This window comes from Devosia sp. CAU 1758, from assembly GCF_054482695.1.
The window spans coordinates 85,455-105,028 of the sequence record NZ_JBTLRJ010000001.1; the positions used below are offsets into that span (position 1 = coordinate 85,455).

Sequence of the window (19,574 nt, forward strand, 5' to 3'; positions counted from 1 at the left end):
TCACTCGGCCGCCATATGGGCGCCCGAGGCGCGCTTCTTTTCCATTTCCTTGATGGCGCGGCGATATTCGAGAGGCATGACCTTGACGAATTTGGGACGCATCTCGACCCAGTTCTCCAGGATCTGCTTGGCGCGGGTCGAGCCCGTGTAGTGCAGATGGTTGGAGATGAGCTGGTGCAGGCGTTCATCGTCATGCTTGGTCATGTCGCCGGAAATGTCGACGCGGCCATGCCATTCAAGGTCGCCACCATGATGGTGGAGCTTGCGCATGAGGTCTTCTTCCTCCTGCACCGGCTCGAGATCGACCATGGCCAGGTTACAGCGCGAACGGAAGGTTTCGTCCTCGTCGAGCACATAGGCAACGCCGCCGCTCATGCCGGCAGCAAAGTTGCGACCGGTCTTGCCGATGACGACGACAAGGCCGCCGGTCATGTATTCGCAGCCATGATCGCCCGTGCCTTCGACCACGGCGATGGCGCCGGAGTTACGGACGGCGAAGCGTTCGCCGGCGACGCCGCGGAAGTAGCATTCGCCAGAGACGGCCCCGTAAAGCACGGTGTTGCCGACAATGATGGAGTCTTCGGGCGCAAAGGTGACCTTGTCTGACGGGCGCACGACGATGCGGCCACCCGAGAGGCCCTTGCCGACATAGTCATTGGCGTCACCGATCATATCGATGGAGATGCCCTTGGCGAGGAAAGCCCCGAAAGCCTGTCCAGCCGTGCCGCGCAGGGTGATCGAGATGGTGTCCTCGGGCAGGCCGGCGTGACCATACTTGCGGGCCAGGGCGCCCGAGAGCATGGCGCCGGCCGAGCGGTCGCGGCTGCGGATGGGCAGCTCAATCTGCACAGCCTCGCCGCGCGCCAGGGCCGGTTCTGCCAGTTCGACCAGCTTGCGATCGAGCACCGATTCCAGATGATGGTTCTGGGTTTCGGAATGAAACAGCGTATCGCCGCCGAGCGGCTCTGGCTTGTAGAACACCTTGGAGAGGTCAATGCCCTGGCTCTTCCAGTGGTCGTCGGCGCGACGCTGATCGAGCAGGTCGGAGCGACCGATCAACTCGTCGAGGGTAGTGGCGCCGAGTTGGGCGAGGAGGCCCCGCAGCTCTTCAGCGACAAAGAAGAAGTAGTTGATGACGTGTTCGGGCGTGCCCTTGAAGCGCTTGCGCAGCACCGGGTCCTGGGTGGCGACGCCAACCGGGCAGGTGTTGAGATGGCACTTGCGCATCATGATGCAGCCAGCCGCGATCAATGGCGCGGTAGAGAAGCCGAACTCGTCGGCGCCGAGTAGGGCGCCGATCAACACGTCGCGGCCGGTCTTGAGACCGCCATCGACCTGAAGGCGGACGCGGCTGCGCAGACGGTTGAGAACCAGCGTCTGATGGGTTTCGGCCAAGCCGATTTCCCACGGGCCGCCGGCATGCTTGAGCGAGGTCAACGGGGACGCGCCGGTGCCGCCATCATAGCCGGAAATGGTGATGTGGTCGGCGCGCGCCTTGGCAACGCCCGCCGCAACGGTGCCGACACCGACCTCGGACACCAGCTTGACCGAGATGTCGGCCTGTTCATTGACGTTCTTGAGGTCGTAGATCAGCTGGGCGAGGTCTTCGATGGAATAGATGTCGTGGTGCGGCGGCGGGCTGATGAGGCCCACGCCGGGGGTCGAGTGACGGGTCTTGGCGACGATCCAGTCGACCTTATGGCCTGGCAATTGGCCGCCCTCGCCGGGCTTGGCGCCCTGCGCAACCTTGATCTGGATCTGGTCGGCATTGACCAGATATTCGGTTGTGACGCCGAAGCGGCCCGAGGCGACCTGCTTGATGGCACTGCGCAGCGGGTTGCGCGAGCCATCGGCCAGCGGCTTGTAGCGGTCGGGCTCTTCGCCGCCTTCACCGGTATTAGACTTGCCGCCAATGCGGTTCATGGCGATGGCCAGCGTAGTATGCGCCTCGCGGCTGATCGAGCCAAAGCTCATGGCGCCAGTGACGAAGCGCCGGACGATCTCGGCGGCGCTTTCCACTTCCTCGAGGCCGACGGCAGGACCGATTGGCTTGATGTCGAAGAGGTGGCGAATGGCGAGATAGCCGTTCTCGCCCGAATTCACGCGGGACGCGAAGCTGTCATAGCGCTCCTGGGCGGTTTCCGGGCTGTCCTCGGCCGTGCGCACTGCGTGCTGAAGGTCCGCCACGACATCGGGCGACCAGGCATGCTTTTCGCCTCGGATGCGATAGGCATATTCGCCGCCGACATCGAGGGTCTTGCGCAAGACGGCATCGTCGCCAAAGGCGTCGGCGTGGCGGCGGACGGTTTCCTCTGAGACTTCGGCGAGGCCGACGCCTTCGATGGAGGTGGCGGTGCCGAAGAAATACTTCTTCACGAAATCGGTGTTGAGGCCGATGGCGTCGAAGATCTGGGCCCCGCAATAGGACTGGTAGGTCGAAATGCCCATCTTGGACATGACCTTGAGCAGGCCCTTACCCACGCTCTTGATGTAGCGATAGACCACTTCGTCGGCCGAGACTTCAGGCGGATACTCGCCTTCGGCATGCAGCGCCGCCAAGGCCTCGAAGGCCAGATATGGGTTGATCGCCTCGGCGCCATAGCCGGCCAACATGGCGAAATGGTGCATTTCGCGGGCTTCGCCGGTTTCCACCACCAGACCCGAGGAGGTCCGCAGGCCCTTGCGGATCAAGTGGTGATGTACGGCAGCGGTGGCCAGCAGTGCCGGAATGGCGATGCGGTCGCCCGCGATCAGGCGGTCGGAGAGGATGATGATGTTATATTCACCGCGCACCGCCTCTTCAGCGACGGCGCAGATGTTTTCAAGGGCGGCTTCCATGCCGGGGGCGCCCTTGTCGGCCATATAGGTGATGTCGATGGTCATGGTCTTGAACTGGTTGTCGGCCATGTCACCGATGGCGCGGATCTTTTCGAGATCCTCGTTGGTGAGAATGGGCTGACGCACTTCCAGGCGCTTTTCGCGACTGGAGCCTTCAAGATCAAGAATGTTGGGGCGCGGGCCAATGAAGCTGACCAGGCTCATCACCGATTCCTCGCGGATCGGGTCGATGGGCGGATTGGTGACCTGCGCGAAGTTCTGCTTGAAATAGGTGTAGAGAAGCTTGGACTTGTTCGAGAGCGCCGAGATGGGCGTGTCGGTGCCCATCGAGCCGACGGCTTCCTGGCCGGTGGTGGCCATGGGCGCCATCAACAGCTTGATGTCTTCCTGGGTGTAGCCAAAGGCCTGCATGCGGTCGAGCAGGCTTTCCGAGCTCTTGGGGGCCTGCGGTTCAGTGGCCGGCAGGTCTTCGAGCACGATCTGGCTACGGGCCAGCCACTCGGCATAGGGGTTCTTGGTGGCGAGGTGCTTCTTGACCTCTTCGTCGGAAATGATGCGGCCCTCTTCGAGGTCGATCAGCAGCATCCGGCCCGGCTGCAGGCGCCAGCGCTCGACGATATCCTCATCGGGGATATCAAGGACGCCCGATTCCGATGCAAGGACGACATGGCCCTCGCGGGTCACAAGGTAACGCGCGGGCCTGAGACCATTGCGGTCGAGCGTCGCCACGACATAACGGCCGTCGCTGAGCGACATGGCGGCCGGACCATCCCAGGGCTCCATCAGGGCCGCGTGATATTCGTAGAAGGCGCGGCGCTCTTCATCCATCAGCGGGTTGCCGGCCCAGGCTTCTGGGATCAGCATCATGGCCGCGTGGGGCAGCGAATAGCCGCCGCGCACGAGGAATTCGAGCGCGTTGTCGAAGCAGGCGGTATCTGACTGACCCTCATAGGAGATCGGCCAGATCTTGGTGATGTCGTCGCCGAACTTAGGCGAGGAGACCGAGGCCTGGCGCGCCGCCATCCAGTTGACGTTGCCGCGAATGGTGTTGATCTCACCATTGTGGGTGGTCATGCGATAGGGGTGGGCCAGCTTCCAGGATGGGAAGGTGTTGGTCGAAAAGCGCTGGTGCACCAAGGCGATAGCGCTCTCGAAGGTCTCGTCATGGAGGTCCGTATAAAAGGCGCCGAGCTGATAGGCGAGGAACATGCCCTTGTAGACAATGGTCCGTGCCGACATGGAGACAACATAGAAGCCATTGTCGCTGTCGCTTTCGGGCACCTCTCTATAAACGGTATTGGAAATGACCTTGCGCACGATCAGTAGCTTGCGCTCGAACTCGTCCAGCGAGATGCCATCGGGGCGGGCAATGATCATCTGCTCGATGATCGGCTGGGTGGCGATGACGCCTTCGGACAGCCTGGAATTGTCAAACGGCACGGTGCGCTCACCGAGCAGGTCGAGGCCTTCTGCTTCCAGGCAGCGGCGGATCACGGTCGCGCAGCGATCCCGCAAGCCCGCTTCATTGGGATAAAAGATCATCGCCACGGCGTAGTGGTGCTTTTCGGGCAGGGCGATGGGCAGCACCTTGGCAAAGAAGGCGTGAGGGGTCTGCACCAGGATGCCGGCACCGTCGCCCATCAAGGGGTCGGCGCCCACGGCACCGCGATGCTCGAGGTTCTCGAGGATTTCGAGACCCTTCTGCACCACTTCATGGCTGGGCTTGTTCTTGATGTTGGCGATCATGCCGATGCCACAGGCATCGTGCTCATTCGAAGGGTCGTAAAGGCCCTGGGCAGCGGGACGGCCGGTGACCCGCTTGCCATCCAGAATCAGGGTTTTGCGCGGGGCAGTGTCCGTCTGGGCGGGGATTCCGGTCCTTGACTGTGCCATGGCTCAACCTCGTTCTGTTCCGCCCCGGGGGGCTTGTGCTTCTTCGTGCGCATCCTGATGTTGCCGGCGAGCCGGCTGGGCGGATGCATGATGTCCTCTTGGGCGCAATGCTCAGCCGGGTCGTACTACACAGTACGGCTCGAATGAGCAAATTCACGTCCATGCGTGGGGAGCGGCACTGCATCCAAATGGCCGCTCATAATTCGGGCTTCATCTTAGCCCCGCCTGCCCGTTTCCGCTATCGACTAGCGGTCCAGCCGGACCAGCGTGCGCGCTGGCCGCGGAGAGCGGGGCGACACCTGAGATAGGACAGACATGCTGCCCTAACCCGTTCACATTTGCATAATTCAAAACAGGGGGCAAGCAGTTTTGCCGCTTTCCCATCACAATAAATAGGACTTCGGCTTAAAAACGATAGGAAAGTGTAGGAGATAAGTTCAAAATGCGCTGAGGCGCACCAATGGCGCGCCTCGCGATAATCCAAAAGTGCCGAAAGTCCTATTCGAGATGCGACTTGATGAACCACAGGTTCTTGTCGAGGTCGCGGGAGAAGGCGGTGAGAATGTCGGCGCTGTCGGCGTCGCCAGCTTCATCGGTGGTGTCGATATCCTCGCGCACCTGGTTGGCGAGTTTGCCATAGCGCTCAGCAAGTGCGGCCAGATGATCGGGCACCTTCTTGATGTCGGTGGGATAGGCCTCAAGACTGGTCGCCTTGGCAACGGCATGACTGGTGCCGAGCGGGGTTCCATCAAGCTGGGCAATACGCTCGGCAATTACGTCGACATGAATGTCGATGGCGGCTCGCATGGGATCGAGCATTTCATGCACGGCGATGAAATTGGGGCCCTTGAGGTTCCAGTGGGCCTGCTTGGTGGACAGGGCCAAGTCAATGCTGTCGGCCAGACGGGCGTTGAGCACGTCGATCACGGCGGACTTGGCATTGGCCTTGAGGGCGATTGAAGGGGTTTTCATCTGGGATGTCCTGACGCTGAAAGTTAAAGGAAAGGCACCGGCCTCTGCGCTTTCAACTTGCAGCCGCCGGGCTTTGTTCCGAGGCCAAGGAAAAAGGCGCGGTCCAGCTGGACCGCGCCCTCGACGTCAGTAAGGCAGAGCCGATCAGTTGACGGATTTGTCCTCAATGGAGGCCGTGCCACCATTGACCGGGATGGTCCGCGGCTTCTTGCCTTCGGGCAGTTCGCGCTTCAGTTCCAGGTGCAGGAGGCCGTTTTCAAGGGCCGCACCGTGGACCTCTACATAGTCGGCAAGCTGAAAGCGCAGTTCGAAGGCGCGCTCGGCAATGCCGCGATGGAGGAATTCACGCTTGCTGTCGACGGTCTCGGCGGGTTTGGCGCCTTTGACCACGAGGCTGTTCTCCTTGGTTTCCACGGCGATATCGCCATTGGAGAATCCGGCAACGGCGATGGAAATCCGGTAGGTATCCTCGCCGGTGCGCTCGATATTGTAGGGCGGGTAAGTCTTGGCTTCCTGCGCGCCGACGCTATCGAGGCGGTTGAACAGCCGGTCAAAGCCGACGGTTGAGCGATAGAAGGGGGAAAAATCGATGGTCTGCATAGTCACATTCTCCAGTTGAGCAACGTGGTTTCGATTACGGCCGTGACGCTCCCTTCAGTGGCGAGCGAAGTGACCGGTGTCCCCGGATAGCCGGCGGACAGACATGATGTAGGTGGGGTTCGGGCCGGTTCAAGAGGGTCCAGGACCGCCTTCATGAACCAGAGATGAACGCTTCGCTCCGGCCCCGTTCAGGTGCTGGGCACTAGAACGGGGCATGTGGACGCGGCCGGAGCAATCCGGATCGGGAGTTCACAACCCTGACGGTCCCATCAACCCGCCCCCCGCATGGGACCGCGCAGACATGAAAAGCCAGCAGCCAATCCGGTTGCTGGCTTTTCTTTTTTAGGGTTGCCTGCGTATGGTCGCTGCAAATAGTTGCCCGCGAGGCCAGATTGACCGTTCAAGTCGACCCCAATGGACCGAGCCTGGTGTCCATTCCTTCCAATCCAGTGCCCGAAGGGGCGCGGGTGGGATATTTCACCACTTCCGACAAGGTGCGGCTGCGCTATGCGCTGTGGCCAAAATCGGAAGGTCCGCAGCGCGGCACGGTGTGCCTGGTGCAGGGGCGAACCGAATATATCGAGAAGTATTTCGAGACCGTGGCCGATTTCCGCCGGCGGGGCTTTGCCGTGGCGACGTTCGACTGGCGTGGGCAGGGCGGGTCTGACCGGCTGATCGGCAACCGCACCATCGGCTATGTGGATCGGTTCGAGGATTACTGGACCGACCTCAGGTGCTTTCACGCCGAAATCCTGCTGCCCGACTGTCCCGGACCCTTCTACCTGGTCGGCCATTCCATGGGCGGGCTGGCGAGCCTGATGGCCGCGACCAGGGACCGGATGATGTTCGACCGGGTTTTTCTCAGCGCGCCGATGGTGGGCCTGCATCGCATGGACGACAGCCTTAGCCGCTGGGCGATGGTGGGGGAGGCGGCCAGCTTTATCGGCTTGGGCAAGCTGCCGCTGGCCCGCAAGGGGGACAAGCGGCCGGACGAGGCCATGTATCCGGACAATCCACTGACCTCTGACATGCTGCGCTACAAGCGCATGGTGGAAACTGTGCGCGCCGACGATGGTCTCTATCTCGGTTCGCCCAGCTTCCGCTGGCTGGCCGCGGCCTTGCGGGCCATGCTGGAAACACGCCAGGAGCGCTTTGCCGGCGAAATCCGCACTCCGCTGCTCATCCTGGCGGCGGCGCGGGAGCAGGTTGTGTCCACGCCGGCCATCGAACAGTTGGGGCTGCGATTGCGCACCGGGCGCCACATGGTGATTGCCGGGGCACGGCACGAGATGTTCATGGAAAATGACCGTGTTCGCGGCCAGGTGTTCGCGGCTTTCGACGCGTTCATCACTGAACAAAGCCGCTGATCACAATTGCTGCCGCAATCGATTGCGATAAAGCTTTGGTAACAGCCGGGGCGGTATTTTTCCCAAGGGGCCAGAATGGCCCTTCCGGGGGCAAGAAGGCAGTTGCAGCGCTTGTTTGATCGATTCCTGCGGGATCGCGACGGCAATGTCGCGATCATCGTGGCGCTGCTGATCATGCCTATGCTGGTGCTGGCAGGCGGTGCGACCGATATTGCCCGCTACGAAGCTCATCGCGCGCAACTCCAGGACGGCATCGACCGCGCCGTGCTGGCCGCCGCCTCGCTCTCTCAGACCGTGCCGGTCGAGACAACAGTAGCCGACTATCTCAAGACGCTCGCCTTCGTCGACGATGTCGTCCTGGACTACGATTATGCCATCTCCATTAATACCCGCATCATCAAGGTCACGGCCAGCTACGAGATGCCGACCGGCTTCCTGCCGCTGATCAACATCACAGACCTGCCTATTATAGTGACGGCGACCGCGCAGGAGCGGCGCAGCAATCTCGAGATTTCGCTGATACTTGATGTTTCAGGGTCGATGCGCTTCGGCTCACCGATGAAGATCGGGCTGTTGAGGCCGGCTGCCAAGCAGTTCATTGACGCGATGCTTACTCCCGCCAACGCACCGACGACTTCAATTTCCATCGTTCCCTATGCCGGTTCGGTCAATGTCGGGTCGGTGGTGATGAACGGCATAGGCGTGCAGCGTCAGCATAGCTATTCATCGTGCATGGAATTTGCGACCACCGACTATGCGGCCAATGTCGGGCTGATTCCCTTCCATCAGCGCACGCAGGTCCCGCACTTCACGCAGAACCATGCCAATACCAACGAGCCGGGCCTGGACTGGGGATATTGCCCGAGCGAAGTCACAGCGATCAGCTATATTTCCAATGACCCGACGGCGTTGAAGAACAAGATCGACAACATGCGCATGGCGGACGGAACCGGGACGGGCATCGCCATGAAGTGGGGCATGTTGCTGCTTGAGCCGGCGGCGCAGCCGTTTGTCGCCCAGGCTGCAGGGCTTGGCATGGTGCCCGCACAATTCGCCAATCGGCCCTCCCAGTTCGATGATCCCAATACCATCAAGATCGTTGTGTTGATGACCGATGGTGACATCCAGCCGCAGATGCGACCCAATCAATATGCCTATCCGCGCAACCCCGAGGGCGGGGGCGGCAATTACCAATGGTACAATGCAGGAACGGCCAATACGCATCTGCAATCGGTGTGTTCCCGCGCCAAGAACAACGGGGTCATTGTTTTCACTATCGGCTTCCAGGTGTCCAATACCGGGCGCAGCCAGATGCAAAGCTGTGCCTCCAGCGCCAGTCACTATTATGATGTGTCCGGGCTCGACATTGCCGGCGCCTTCAATTCCATCGCTACGGCGATCCAGAAGGTGAAGCTGACCCAATGAGGACCTGGCGCGGGACAATCTGCCGGCTGCTCGGAGATCGCGCCGGTACGGCAGCGATCGAATTTGCGCTGGTGGTGCCCATGCTGCTGGCGCTGGTCTGCTCGACCCTGGAGGCCGGCTGGATCATGGTGCAGACCATCATGCTGGACCGGGCGCTTGACCAGACGGTGCGGGAGCTGCGGATCGGGAGCTTTGCCAATCCCACGCAGGAGAGCATGCGCCAGCAGGTGTGCGCCAAAGCCTTGGTGCTCAATGACTGCGTCAACATGCTGGCGCTTGAACTGATCCCGATCATCAATGAAGCGAGCTATCCAGTGGACACTGCCCGTTGCGTCAATCGCGACAGCGAACTCGCCCCGGTGCTGCGCTTTACGCCTGGCGGGCGCTCGCAGACCATGTTCGTGCGCGCCTGTTTCGTGGTGTCGCCGATCACGCCGGGTCTTGGGCTGGGCCTGGCCCTGCCCAAGGACGCGACCGGCGCCATGCGCATCATCGCCAAGTCGGCCTTCATCAACGAGCCTGCGTGATGGGCTTGTGCGGCTTCAATCGGTTGCGGCGGGACGAGCGGGGCGCCTCGATTGTAGAATTTGCGCTGCTGGCGCCGGTGCTATTGTTGCTGCTGATCGGCACGGTGACGCTGTTCGACCTGTTCCGAAACCTGCAAAGCGTGGAAAAAGCCACATTCACGGTAGGCGACATGATGAGCCGACAAACCGCGATGTCTCAAGCCACGCTCGACGAAATGCTTTCGCTGATGCGCCACATGGTGCCCACGGCGAGCGACGGCGGATTGCGGGTGTCCAGCATCGTCAAAGAGGATGGCGTGCTGGTGGTGCGTTGGTCGCACAAGGCGGGCATGAATGTCCCCGATACGCCGCTACCGGAATCGGTCATCCCCGATATCGCCGAGGGCGATTCGGTGTTGCTAACCGAGAGTTTTGTACCGCACCGGGCCTTTTCCGGGGCCTTTGGCGTGGGCGCGGTGACCTTCGGCACGCAGTCCGCGCATCGCCCGCGCTTCGTGTCGTCCATCGCCTTCCTATAGCCACTCAGGCGGCATTGACGAGGTCCAGGGCCTTTTCCAGCAGTTCCTGCGTTGCTGCCGCAATGACATTGCCTCCCCCCGTCGGCTCGGAGCCATCCCAGCAGGCAATGGCGCCGCCAGCCTCCCGGATGATCGGCACAAGGGCTGCAATGTCATAGGTATTGAGAGCGGGCTCGATGACCAGATCGGCCTGGCCGGCCGCAACCAGGGCATAGCCATAGCAATCCATGCCGAAGCGCTGCAGGCGGGTGGCATTTTCCACGGCCAGCCATTTGTCCCAATGCTCGCCCTTGAAGAGGTTCGGTGTGGTAGTGAATACGCGGGCTGCGGACAGCTCGGTCTGGCCACTGGTGCGGTTGGCAATGTGAATGTCGCCACGCCGATAGCTCGAACGCCCCGGCACGGCCAGGAACTCCTCGCCGATAAAGGGCTGGCTCATGAGGCCCGCCACCGCCACGCCATCCACGGCAAAGCCGATCAAGGTGCCCCAGACGGGGGCGCCCGAAATGAAGGCACGGGTGCCATCGACGGGGTCGATGATCCAGGAAAAGCGGCCCGCGCCGGTGGTACCCCATTCCTCGCCGATGATGGAATGATCGGGGAAGACGTCTGCGATAATCGCCCGGATGGCGGTTTCGGCGCCCTTGTCGGCCTCGGTCACCGGGTCGAAGCCGCTTTCAAGCTTGTTGGCGACACTGAGCGGAGTGCGAAAGAGGGGCAGGGTCAGGCGGGCCGCGGCCTCCCCGGCGGCGCGCAGCGTGACTTCGACGCGGGAAAAATCAATCTCGGTGGCGCTCATGCGGGGTCTTTCCGGGCAGGTGCTGGGCAAGGCATTGAATTGACGGCAGATAATCCATGAGCATGAAAAGTTGAAAGGCAGGTTCCGCGCTCTATTACCTGACGATGCTGTGTCTGTTCTGATTCATTTTTGCAACAAGGCCGGATTGAACTGCTGTGGATGGAGCGGTTCGTGCTTGTGGACGGCGCCGAATGACGTCATCCGGAAAGGGCATGGTGCGTTACCGGGCTCCAGGCAGCACTTGCCCTGCCCGGTAAACATCGTTCCTCCCTTGACTGGGGCCGTCTTTGGGGACGGCCCCTTTTTAGTTCGGGGACTATTCGGCCGCCGCCTGCTCCAGCGGAGCCGCAGTGCCGGCCAGAGCCGGCAGGTCGAGCCCGACAAGGGTGAGGATAAGGCGCTCCATCAACGCCTTGATGGCATCGAATCCGGCATGTTTTTCCAGCGTCACCTCGTTCATGTAGAGGTGGCGGCTGATCTCGATCTGCAGGGCATGGACCCCGTGCTGGGGCCGGCCATAGGCGCGGGTGCAGAAGCCCCCGGCATAGGGGCGATTGCGCGCGACCCGCAGACCTGCCGCCGCAAAGACCGTTTCCACCAGATCGACCAGCGGGCCGGCACAAGTGGTGCCATAGCGGTCGCCCAGAACAATGTCAGGGGTCGCGCGCTCCCCATGGCGCCCCAGGCGCGGCATGGAATGGCAGTCGATCAGCACGGCGAGGCCGAAGCTGGCCATGGATTCGGAGAGCAGCTTCTGCAAGGCCGCGTGATAGGGGTGGTAGATGCCCTCGATGCGCATGCGGGCGTCTTCGATGGTCAGCCGTTCGCGATAGATCGGCTTGTTCTCGGCCACCACCCGGGCCAGCGTCCCCAAGCCCGCGGCGACGCGGGGAGAGGTGGTGTTGAACCGGTCCGAAAGCGGCTCCACGAACATGGTGGGGTCCAGTTCCCAGGGCTCGCGATTGACGTCGAGATAGGCGCGGGGGAAATGGGCCCGCAGCAATGGCGCGCCGAGATGGGGCGCGCGGGCATAGAGCTCGTCGATGAAAGCGTCTTCGGACTGGCGGATCGAGAGATGGTCGAGCCGGGCCATGGCCAGGAACCGCTCCGGATAGACCCGGCCGGAATGCGGCGAGTTGAAAACGACGGGCGCGACAAGGCGTCGTGGCCGAATGGTTTCGAAAGCCGGTTGATCCCAATAATCGGACCGCACGCAGAGTCTCCCAGCGGTTGAATGCCCGCCCAAGGTGATTTGTGGGGGGATTGTCGCCCGGTGTGGCAGAATTGTCCATATTGTCGCAATTTTGCGAACAGCGCGGAAAACCTGCATTGAAACCCAGCTAGGTGTTGCGAAAGCGGTGTGGTGGCATAAACATCGGCGCCAACACCGACTCAGCCGCCTGCATTGCCCAAGGGGTTATTGATGAAGCGAATCCTGCTCGCCGAAGACGACAACGACATGCGCCAGTTCCTGACGCGGGCGCTCAAGAACGCCGGCTATGACGTGGTGTCGTTCGACAATGGCTTGTCGGCCTATGAGCGGCTGCGCGAGGAACCGTTCTCGCTGCTGCTCAGTGATATCGTGATGCCGGAAATGGACGGGATCGAATTGGCGCGGCGCGCCACCGAACTGGATCCGGACCTCAAGGTCATGTTCATCACCGGCTTTGCCGCGGTGGCGCTCAACCCCGACAGCGACGCGCCCAAGGATGCCTCGGTGCTGTCCAAGCCGTTCCATCTCAAGGATCTGGTCAACGAGGTGGAGCGGCTGCTGGCGGCCTGAGGAATTTCTGCTCTGGCGCAGCAAGTTTCCACAGAGTTCCAACTGTTCAGTTTTGGCTCTTGACCCCCTAACAGGTTTTATGGTCTATCCGCGCCACTGGAACGGCCTAGCGGCTGGACCATCCCGGAGAGATGGGCGTATAGCTCAGCGGGAGAGCACCTCGTTGACATCGAGGGGGTCACAAGTTCGATCCTTGTTACGCCCACCATCTCTCTGACTTTCGCCTGTCGGCGATGGGAGTATAGCTCAGCGGGAGAGCATTCGCTTCACACGCGAAGGGTCACAAGTTCAATCCTTGTTACTCCCACCATTTTCTTTCCGTTTCCAGATTTTGGCTGCAACCATTCGGCCAGGTAACCGTTCAGCATAGCGGCTGAATGCGTCGGGTCATGGTGGCGGTATGGAAGAATGCGGCAAGCGCGCCAGCGAGGTGGTCGAGGATGCGCGCTTCCGTCTCCTGGTCGATTCCATCACCGACTATGCCATCTACCTAATCGATGCCACGGGCATGGTGAACACCTGGAACTCGGGCGCCGAGCGGATAAAGGGCTATCGGGCCGACGAGATCATCGGCCAGCATTTTTCAGTTTTCTACACCGATGAAGACCGTGCGGCGGGATTGCCCCAACGGGCGCTGGCGACGGCGGCGCGCACGGGAAGGTTCGAGTCCGAAGGCTGGCGCGTGCGCAAGGATGGCAGCCGCCTCTGGACCAATGTGGTGATCGACGCCATCCACACCCCCACAGGCGAGTTGATCGGGTTTGCCAAGGTCACACGCGACCTCACCGAGCCGCGGCGGGCACAACTGGCGCTGGCGGACAGCGAGGAACAATTCCGTCGGCTGGTCCTCAACGTGACGGACTATGCGATCTACATGCTCGATGCGACAGGGGTCGTGTCGAGCTGGAACCTGGGCGCCGAGCGCATCAAGGGCTATCGGGCCGATGAAATTATCGGCCGGCACTTTTCACAATTCTATCCGGAACGGGAGCGGCAACTCGGAACCCCCGAGAAGGGGCTGGATACGGCTCGGCACAAGGGGCATTTCCAAGCCGAAGGCTGGCGGGTGCGCAAGGACGGTTCGCAATTCTGGGCCAGCGTCGTGATCGACGCCATCTATAACGAGGACGGGGCGGTGATCGGTTTTGCCAAGATCACCCGCGATGTCACCGAGCGCATGGAACAGCAGAAGCGCCTTGATCAAGCGCGAGAGGAGTTGTTCCAAGCCCAAAAGATCGAAGCCATCGGGCAGTTGACCGGCGGCGTTGCCCACGATTTCAACAATTTGCTCATGGTGGTGCTGGGAAGCCTTGAGGCCTTGGGACGGCGCATGACGCTGAACGAGCGCGATGCAAGGCTCCTCGAAAATGCGCAGCAGGCGGCGCAGCGCGGTGCGCAGTTGACGCAGCGCATGCTGGCCTTTGCCCGCAAGCAGGAACTGGAGCAGAAGCCGGTGGACCTGCCCGACCTGGTGCGCGGAATGAGCGATCTCCTGTCTCGCACACTCGGGCCGACGGTCCAGATCGAAACCCGTTTCCCCCTGTCGCTGCCGCAGGTCTGGACCGACCCGAACCAACTTGACTCGGCCCTGCTCAACCTGGCGGTCAATGCTCGTGACGCCATGCCTCATGGCGGCACGCTGGTGATTTCCTCACGGACAGTGGATGTCGACGCGAACGACCCCCAACTTGAGGCGGGGCGCTATGTCGTGCTCTCGGTGATCGATAGCGGCGAAGGCATGGACGCGGAGACGCTGGCGCGCGCAACTGATCCGTTTTTCACCACCAAGGGCATCGGCAAGGGCACGGGACTGGGGCTGTCCATGGTACAGGGGATTGCCGAACAATCAGGCGGGCGCTTGCGCATCGCGAGCCGGGCGGGCGAAGGCACCAGCGTCGAAATCTGGCTCAAGGCCATCGAAGTCAGTGTCGAGGACAGACAGGCCGATGCGGCGCATCCTCCTGCGGAAGACGCCCAGACGATGCGGCGACTGAAAGTGCTGGCGGTGGATGACGACGCGCTGGTGCTGCTCAACACCGCGATGATGCTCGAAGAACTTGGGCATGAGGTTGTGGAAGCCCATTCGGGCGACACGGCGCTGCAGTTCCTGGAGGCGTCGCCGGACTTCGACCTGATCATTACCGACCAGGCCATGCCGCGCATGACCGGCATGGCGCTGGCTGCCCAGGTCGCCCAACGCTGGCCGCACCTGCCGGTGATCCTGGCCAGCGGCTATGCGGACATCGAAGATGCCGCCGCCCTGAAGCTCCCAAGGCTGGCCAAACCATTCGGACAGGCCGAACTGGCCAGGGTGCTTCGCCGGGTCGGCGAAACCACGGGCTTCGCGCGGCCGGAGTGAGAAAAGAGGCCTACCACATCGTCTGTTTCGCCCGCTCAGGCCAAGCCTGGTCGTAGCTGTCGCCACCGACTTGGTTTTTCGTCATGGATGCGAGGATCCGGCCGGGACTGGGTAGCGTCGTGGGGTCGATATGGCGCTGGGGGTTCCAGAGCTCGGAGCGGACAATGGCGCGGGCACATTGAAAGTAGAGCTCATCGATCTTGAGCACGATGATTGTACGCGGCGGCTTGTCTTCGATGGCGAAGCTTTCGAGCAGCAACGGGTCGGCCGAGAGATGGGCGCGGCCATTGGCGCGTAGCGTCGTGCCCGAGCCGGGGATGAGGAAGAGGAAGGCGCAGCGCGGATCGCGGACGATATTGCGCAGCGAATCGATGCGGTTATTGCCGCGGCGGTCGGGCATCATCAGGGTCTGATCATCGGCGATGCGGACGAATCCGGGCTTGTCGCCGCGCGGCGAGCAGTCAATGCTTTCGGGGCCGATGGTCGCCAGCGCGGCGAAGGGGCTGGCCTCGATCAAGCGACGATAGTCGGGGGTTACGGCATTGGCCACCTTGACGGTGGAGGCGGCCGCCGGTGCGGGCTGATAGAGCGCTTCAAGCTGGTCGAGCGTGGTGATGCGGGTCATGCTGTGCCGAACCTGGAAACCGCGTTGTGATGGAACGCGCGCTGGGATTGGTGTGTAACTAAGTCTATATCGGCAGCGAATAACAGGCCGACAAAGGAGTGATGCCATGGACGCCCATGCTTTCCCCGTGACCCGGACCGATGCCGAATGGCGCGAACGTCTCACGGAAGAACAATATTATATCATGCGCCAGCACGGCACCGAGCGGCCGGGGTCTTGCGCCCTGCTGCATGAAAAACGACAGGGGACATTTTCCTGCGCCGGCTGTGACAGTCCGCTCTTTGCAGCAACGCTGAAATTCGAGAGCGGCACCGGCTGGCCCAGCTTCAACGATCCCATCCCTGGCGCGGTGGAGACCACGACCGACCGCTCGCATGGTATGGTGCGCACCGAGGTGCATTGCGCCACCTGCGGCAGCCATCTGGGCCATGTATTCCCCGACGGGCCGCCGCCGACCGGGCTGCGCTATTGCATCAATGGCGTGGCGCTGAACTTCGCACCGTCGGAGTGAGGCTTTCGGCCAATCTCAGCATGCTCTATGCCGAGCATGATTTTCTCGACCGGTTCGCCGCCGCCGCAGCCGATGGCTTTGGCGGCGTCGAATTTGTCTCGCCCTATGAGTTTGCGCCCGAACAGGTTGCGGAGGCTGCTTACGCTGCGGGCGTTGAGGTGGTGCTGTTCAATTCGCCCGCGGGCAATTGGGCGGCAGGGGAGCGGGGATGCGCCTGCCAACCGGGGCAGGAGCATGTGTTTCGCAGCGGGATTGAGCAGGCCGTGGACTATGCCGCGGCGCTGGATTGCCCGAGGCTGCATGTGATGGCCGGCATCGTGCCAGAGGGCGTGCCGGCAGCGGAAGCCGAGGCGGTGTTCATCGGCAATCTCTCCTGGGCGGCCGCGCGGTTGGGCGAGGCGGGGATCACGGCGCTGATCGAGCCGATCAATGGCGTGGACATGCCGGGTTATGGATTGTCGAGCCTTGAACAGGCGGAGCGCGTTTTGGCGGTAGTTGGGCACGCCAATCTGCGCCTGCAATATGATTTCTATCACATGGCCATGATGGGCGAGGCGCTGGTGGACAATTTCCGGCGGCTGCTGCCGGTGATTGGGCATGTGCAGATTGCGGACATGCCGGGGCGGCATGAGCCGGGCAGTGGGGATGTGGATTTTCCCGCCGTGTTCGAGGCGATCCGGTCCAGCGGCTATGATGGTTGGGTGGGGGCGGAATATCGTCCGGCCGGGCGGACTTCTGATGGGTTGGAGTGGATGCGGGCGCTCGACGCAATGCGTTAGATGTCGCCGGCTCGACCTTGTGGGTCGAGGCTTCGCTTTGCTTCGCACCTCACCACGAGGTCTCCGAGAGGTCGGAGACGGCCATGTCCACCAAGTCAGGTGCCCCGTGGCTTGGCCCGCGCTGTTGGCGGGGCGGCGATGGGGTCGTCGGGCCAGGGGTGGCGGGGATAGCGGCCCTTGAGATCTTTCTGCACATCTTTCCAGGAGCCACGCCAGAAGCCGGGCAGATCGCGCGTGGTCTGGATCGGCCGGTGGGCGGGGGAGAGCAGCACTAGCAAGAGCGGCAGCTTGCCATTGGCCACCGATGGATGGCGGTCGAGGCCGAAGAGTTCCTGCACACGGATTTCCAGCGCTGGACCGTTTTCTGCCGCGTAGTCGATGGGCAGATGGCTGCCCGAGGGGGCGTGGAAATGGCTGGGGAGCAGGCGGTCGATCTCCTGCCTTCGGGCCCAGGGTAGCAGCACGTCCAGCGCGGCGCCAAGATGGTCGGGGCTGATCGCGGATAGGCGGGTCTCGCCCAGGAGATGTGGCACCAGCCAGGCCGGATCGGCGGCAAGCGCGGTGTCGCTGAGGTCGGGCCAGTCGGCACCAAGGGTTTGATGGAGGAAGCTGGCACGGGCGCGCAGGGCCTTCTGGTCGCGGCTCCAGTTGAGGGTCTCGGGGCGCTTGAGCACGGCCGCGGCAAGAAGACGCGCGGCGGCTTCGAGATCGGTCACCGGCGCGGTTTCGTCAGCCAGGCGCAGGGCATCGAGCCGGCGCTGGCGGCGGGCTCGGACTGAGCCTGTGGCGGCGTCGAAGGTCAGCGTCGTGTCGCTGGTAATGTGGTTAGCAAAGAGGCTTTCGATCTCGGCCGCATCCAGGCTGGCGGCGGAACGGATGCGGCCCTGATTGGCGCTGCCGGTTAGGTTCGCGACGACGAGGAAGGGCGCGCCGGCCAGGGCATGGGTTTCGTCGAGTTGGGCCTGGCGGCCATTGGCGAGGCGAAAACGGCCGCGCGGGCCGGCGGGCTGGGCGACGCGATCGGGGAAGGCGCGGGCCAGATGATGGCCCGGCGACAGGTTGGCGCCGGAACTGCCGCCCGCCTGTTTTGCCCAGCGCGCGGCGAGGGTGCGGGCATCCTCGGCGCGCTTGCCGCGGTCGGTGCGGAAGCGTTCGAGGCGACGCCCCAGGTCTATGTCATCACCACCCAGGCCGCGTTCCCCGATCAGGACGGCGAGTTCAGCAGCGCTGCGCGCATCGCCATCCAGGGCGCCAGCGACCACCATATGGGCAAGGCGCGGATGCAGCGGCAATTTTGCGAGGGCCTTGCCGGCGGGGGTGATGTGCCCCTTTTGGTCAATGGCGTTGAGGTGGGTCAGCAGCGCCCCGGCCTCGGCCCAGGCGGGGGCGGGCGGCGGATCGAGAAAGGGCAGGGCTTTTGGATCGGTGACGCCCCATGCACTGAGGTCGAGCATCAGCCCCGAGAGATCGGCGGCGAGGATTTCGGGGGTATCGAAGGGTTCGAGCGCGGCGGTCTGGCCGGCATTCCAGAGGCGAATGCAGACGCCCGGACTGGTGCGCCCGGCGCGGCCCCGGCGCTGATCGGCGCCAGCGCGGGAGACGCGGCGGGTGGCAAGAGTGGTGAGGCCCGTGGCGGGCTCATAGACCGGAACGCGGCGGAAGCCGGAATCAATGACAATGCGGACGCCCTCGATGGTGAGCGAGGTTTCGGCAATCGATGTGGCCAGAACCACTTTGCGGCGCCCCTCCGGTGCGGGCTGGATGGCGCGGTCCTGCTCGGCGGGGCTGAGCTGGCCATAGAGCGGGGCAAGATCGGTGTCTGGCGGCAGGCGGTTGGCAAGGCGCTCGGCAATGCGGGTGATTTCGCCTTGGCCGGGCAGGAAGACCAGAGCGGAGCCCTGATGCTCGCGCAGGGCCTTGAGGATGACGGCAGTGACCTGGTCTTCGAGGCGTTGCAGCGGGTCGGGCTCGACATGAAAGGTTTCGACCGGAAAGGTGCGGCCGGGGCTGTCGATGACCGGGGCATTGTCGAGCAATTTTGCGACGCTGGCGCCATCGATGGTGGCGGACATGACCAGCAGTCGCAGGTCGGGACGAAGGGCGCGGGCGTCTAGTGTCAGCGCCAGGCCCAGATCGGCGTCGAGGCTGCGCTCATGGAATTCGTCAAAGATGACGGCGGCCACGCCGCTCAGTTCCGGATCATCGAGCAGCATGTTGGTATAGACGCCCTCGGTGACCACCTCGATACGGGTGCGGGCGGTTATCTTCGATTCCATGCGGACACGATAGCCGACAGTCTGGCCGACCTCCTCGCCGAGCAGTCTTGCCATCTGTCTTGCCGCGGCACGCGCTGCGAGACGCCGTGGTTCCAGCACGATGATGCGGCCATCGCGGCGCCAGGGGGCGTCGAGCAGGGCCAGTGGCACCCGCGTTGTCTTGCCCGCGCCGGGCTGCGCAACGAGCACGGCGGCGTTGCCATTGGTGAGCGCTGCCGCCAGGGCGGGCAGGGCGGCATCGATGGGCAGAGGCGGCAAGGATATTGGCATGGCTTGGCGATAGCGCTTGTGACGGGGCGACC

General features: G+C 62.8%; 14 protein-coding genes, 2 tRNA genes and 1 pseudogene. 10 read left to right on the plus strand and 7 right to left on the minus strand.

The annotated features are described in order from the left end of the window. From gltB to ACXYMS_RS00460, 3 genes and pseudogenes are all read right to left on the minus strand, one after another. A pseudogene (gltB, locus tag ACXYMS_RS00450) lies at positions 1–4,656 on the minus strand (glutamate synthase large subunit); the annotation flags it as partial. Positions 4,657–5,229: 573 nt separating this feature from the next. Further along, positions 5,230–5,703, minus strand: coding sequence for a DNA starvation/stationary phase protection protein Dps (dps, locus tag ACXYMS_RS00455; protein ID WP_458903066.1), 474 nt, complete (start codon positions 5,701–5,703; stop codon positions 5,230–5,232). Positions 5,704–5,847: 144 nt separating this feature from the next. Continuing rightward, a complete protein-coding gene (locus ACXYMS_RS00460; RefSeq protein WP_458903067.1) occupies positions 5,848–6,303 on the minus strand; it encodes an Hsp20 family protein in 456 nt (151 codons plus the stop codon). Positions 6,304–6,695: 392 nt separating this feature from the next. Here ACXYMS_RS00460 and ACXYMS_RS00465 point away from each other — a divergent pair, with 392 nt between their 5' ends. From ACXYMS_RS00465 to ACXYMS_RS00480, 4 genes are all read left to right on the plus strand, one after another. Continuing rightward, positions 6,696–7,670, plus strand: coding sequence for an alpha/beta fold hydrolase (locus ACXYMS_RS00465; RefSeq protein ID WP_458903068.1), 975 nt, complete (start codon positions 6,696–6,698; stop codon positions 7,668–7,670). A 111-nt stretch (positions 7,671–7,781) separates the two neighbouring features. Beyond that, entirely contained in the window at positions 7,782–9,095 is a 1,314-nt protein-coding gene (locus ACXYMS_RS00470) for a TadE/TadG family type IV pilus assembly protein (RefSeq protein ID WP_458903069.1), read from the plus strand. Continuing rightward, positions 9,092–9,622 (plus strand): TadE/TadG family type IV pilus assembly protein, encoded by a 531-nt coding sequence (locus ACXYMS_RS00475; RefSeq protein ID WP_458903070.1) that lies wholly within the window; start codon positions 9,092–9,094, stop codon positions 9,620–9,622. The genes ACXYMS_RS00470 and ACXYMS_RS00475 overlap by 4 nt, the downstream gene beginning before the upstream one ends. Further along, positions 9,622–10,140 (plus strand): TadE/TadG family type IV pilus assembly protein, encoded by a 519-nt coding sequence (locus ACXYMS_RS00480; protein ID WP_458904556.1) that lies wholly within the window; start codon positions 9,622–9,624, stop codon positions 10,138–10,140. The genes ACXYMS_RS00475 and ACXYMS_RS00480 overlap by 1 nt, the downstream gene beginning before the upstream one ends. Positions 10,141–10,144: 4 nt before the next feature. On the opposite strand, the gene ACXYMS_RS00485 is transcribed toward ACXYMS_RS00480, so the two are convergent. Together ACXYMS_RS00485 and ACXYMS_RS00490 are read right to left on the minus strand one after the other, a co-directional pair. Then, the gene (locus tag ACXYMS_RS00485; protein ID WP_458903071.1) at positions 10,145–10,939 is read right to left on the minus strand and encodes an inositol monophosphatase family protein; all 795 of its coding nucleotides are present in this window, start codon (positions 10,937–10,939) and stop codon (positions 10,145–10,147) included. A 316-nt stretch (positions 10,940–11,255) separates the two neighbouring features. Then, positions 11,256–12,152 carry an N-formylglutamate amidohydrolase gene (locus ACXYMS_RS00490; protein ID WP_458903072.1) on the minus strand — a complete coding sequence of 299 codons (897 nt, stop codon included), beginning with the start codon at positions 12,150–12,152 and terminating at the stop codon, positions 11,256–11,258. A gap of 210 nt (positions 12,153–12,362) precedes the next feature. On the opposite strand from ACXYMS_RS00490, the gene cpdR reads away from it, so the two are divergent. The 4 genes from cpdR to ACXYMS_RS00510 all read left to right on the plus strand — a co-directional run bounded on the left by cpdR (position 12,363) and on the right by ACXYMS_RS00510 (position 15,081). After that, on the plus strand, positions 12,363–12,722 hold the full coding sequence (gene cpdR, locus ACXYMS_RS00495; RefSeq protein ID WP_458903073.1) for a cell cycle two-component system response regulator CpdR: 360 nt from the start codon (positions 12,363–12,365) through the stop codon (positions 12,720–12,722). Positions 12,723–12,855: 133 nt separating this feature from the next. Beyond that, a tRNA-Val gene (locus ACXYMS_RS00500) sits at positions 12,856–12,930 on the plus strand. A gap of 27 nt (positions 12,931–12,957) precedes the next feature. After that, positions 12,958–13,032, plus strand: a tRNA-Val gene (locus ACXYMS_RS00505). 90 nt (positions 13,033–13,122) lie between these two features. After that, positions 13,123–15,081: a hybrid sensor histidine kinase/response regulator gene (locus ACXYMS_RS00510; protein ID WP_458903074.1), complete on the plus strand. Its 1,959-nt coding sequence runs from the start codon at positions 13,123–13,125 to the stop codon at positions 15,079–15,081. A gap of 10 nt (positions 15,082–15,091) precedes the next feature. Here ACXYMS_RS00510 and ACXYMS_RS00515 read toward each other — a convergent pair whose 3' ends face one another. Then, complete coding sequence (locus tag ACXYMS_RS00515) at positions 15,092–15,706, minus strand: pyridoxamine 5'-phosphate oxidase family protein (RefSeq protein ID WP_458903075.1); 615 nt, start codon at positions 15,704–15,706, stop codon at positions 15,092–15,094. A 106-nt stretch (positions 15,707–15,812) separates the two neighbouring features. Here ACXYMS_RS00515 and msrB point away from each other — a divergent pair, with 106 nt between their 5' ends. Both msrB and ACXYMS_RS00525 read left to right on the plus strand, forming a co-directional pair. Then, positions 15,813–16,217: a peptide-methionine (R)-S-oxide reductase MsrB gene (msrB, locus tag ACXYMS_RS00520; RefSeq protein WP_458903076.1), complete on the plus strand. Its 405-nt coding sequence runs from the start codon at positions 15,813–15,815 to the stop codon at positions 16,215–16,217. A 20-nt stretch (positions 16,218–16,237) separates the two neighbouring features. Then, complete coding sequence (locus ACXYMS_RS00525; RefSeq protein WP_458904557.1) at positions 16,238–16,996, plus strand: hydroxypyruvate isomerase family protein; 759 nt, start codon at positions 16,238–16,240, stop codon at positions 16,994–16,996. Between the two features lie 95 nt (positions 16,997–17,091). Here the strand turns inward: ACXYMS_RS00525 and hrpB are convergent, their stop codons facing one another. Then, entirely contained in the window at positions 17,092–19,542 is a 2,451-nt protein-coding gene (hrpB, locus tag ACXYMS_RS00530) for an ATP-dependent helicase HrpB (RefSeq protein WP_458903077.1), read from the minus strand. Positions 19,543–19,574 lie beyond the last annotated feature (32 nt).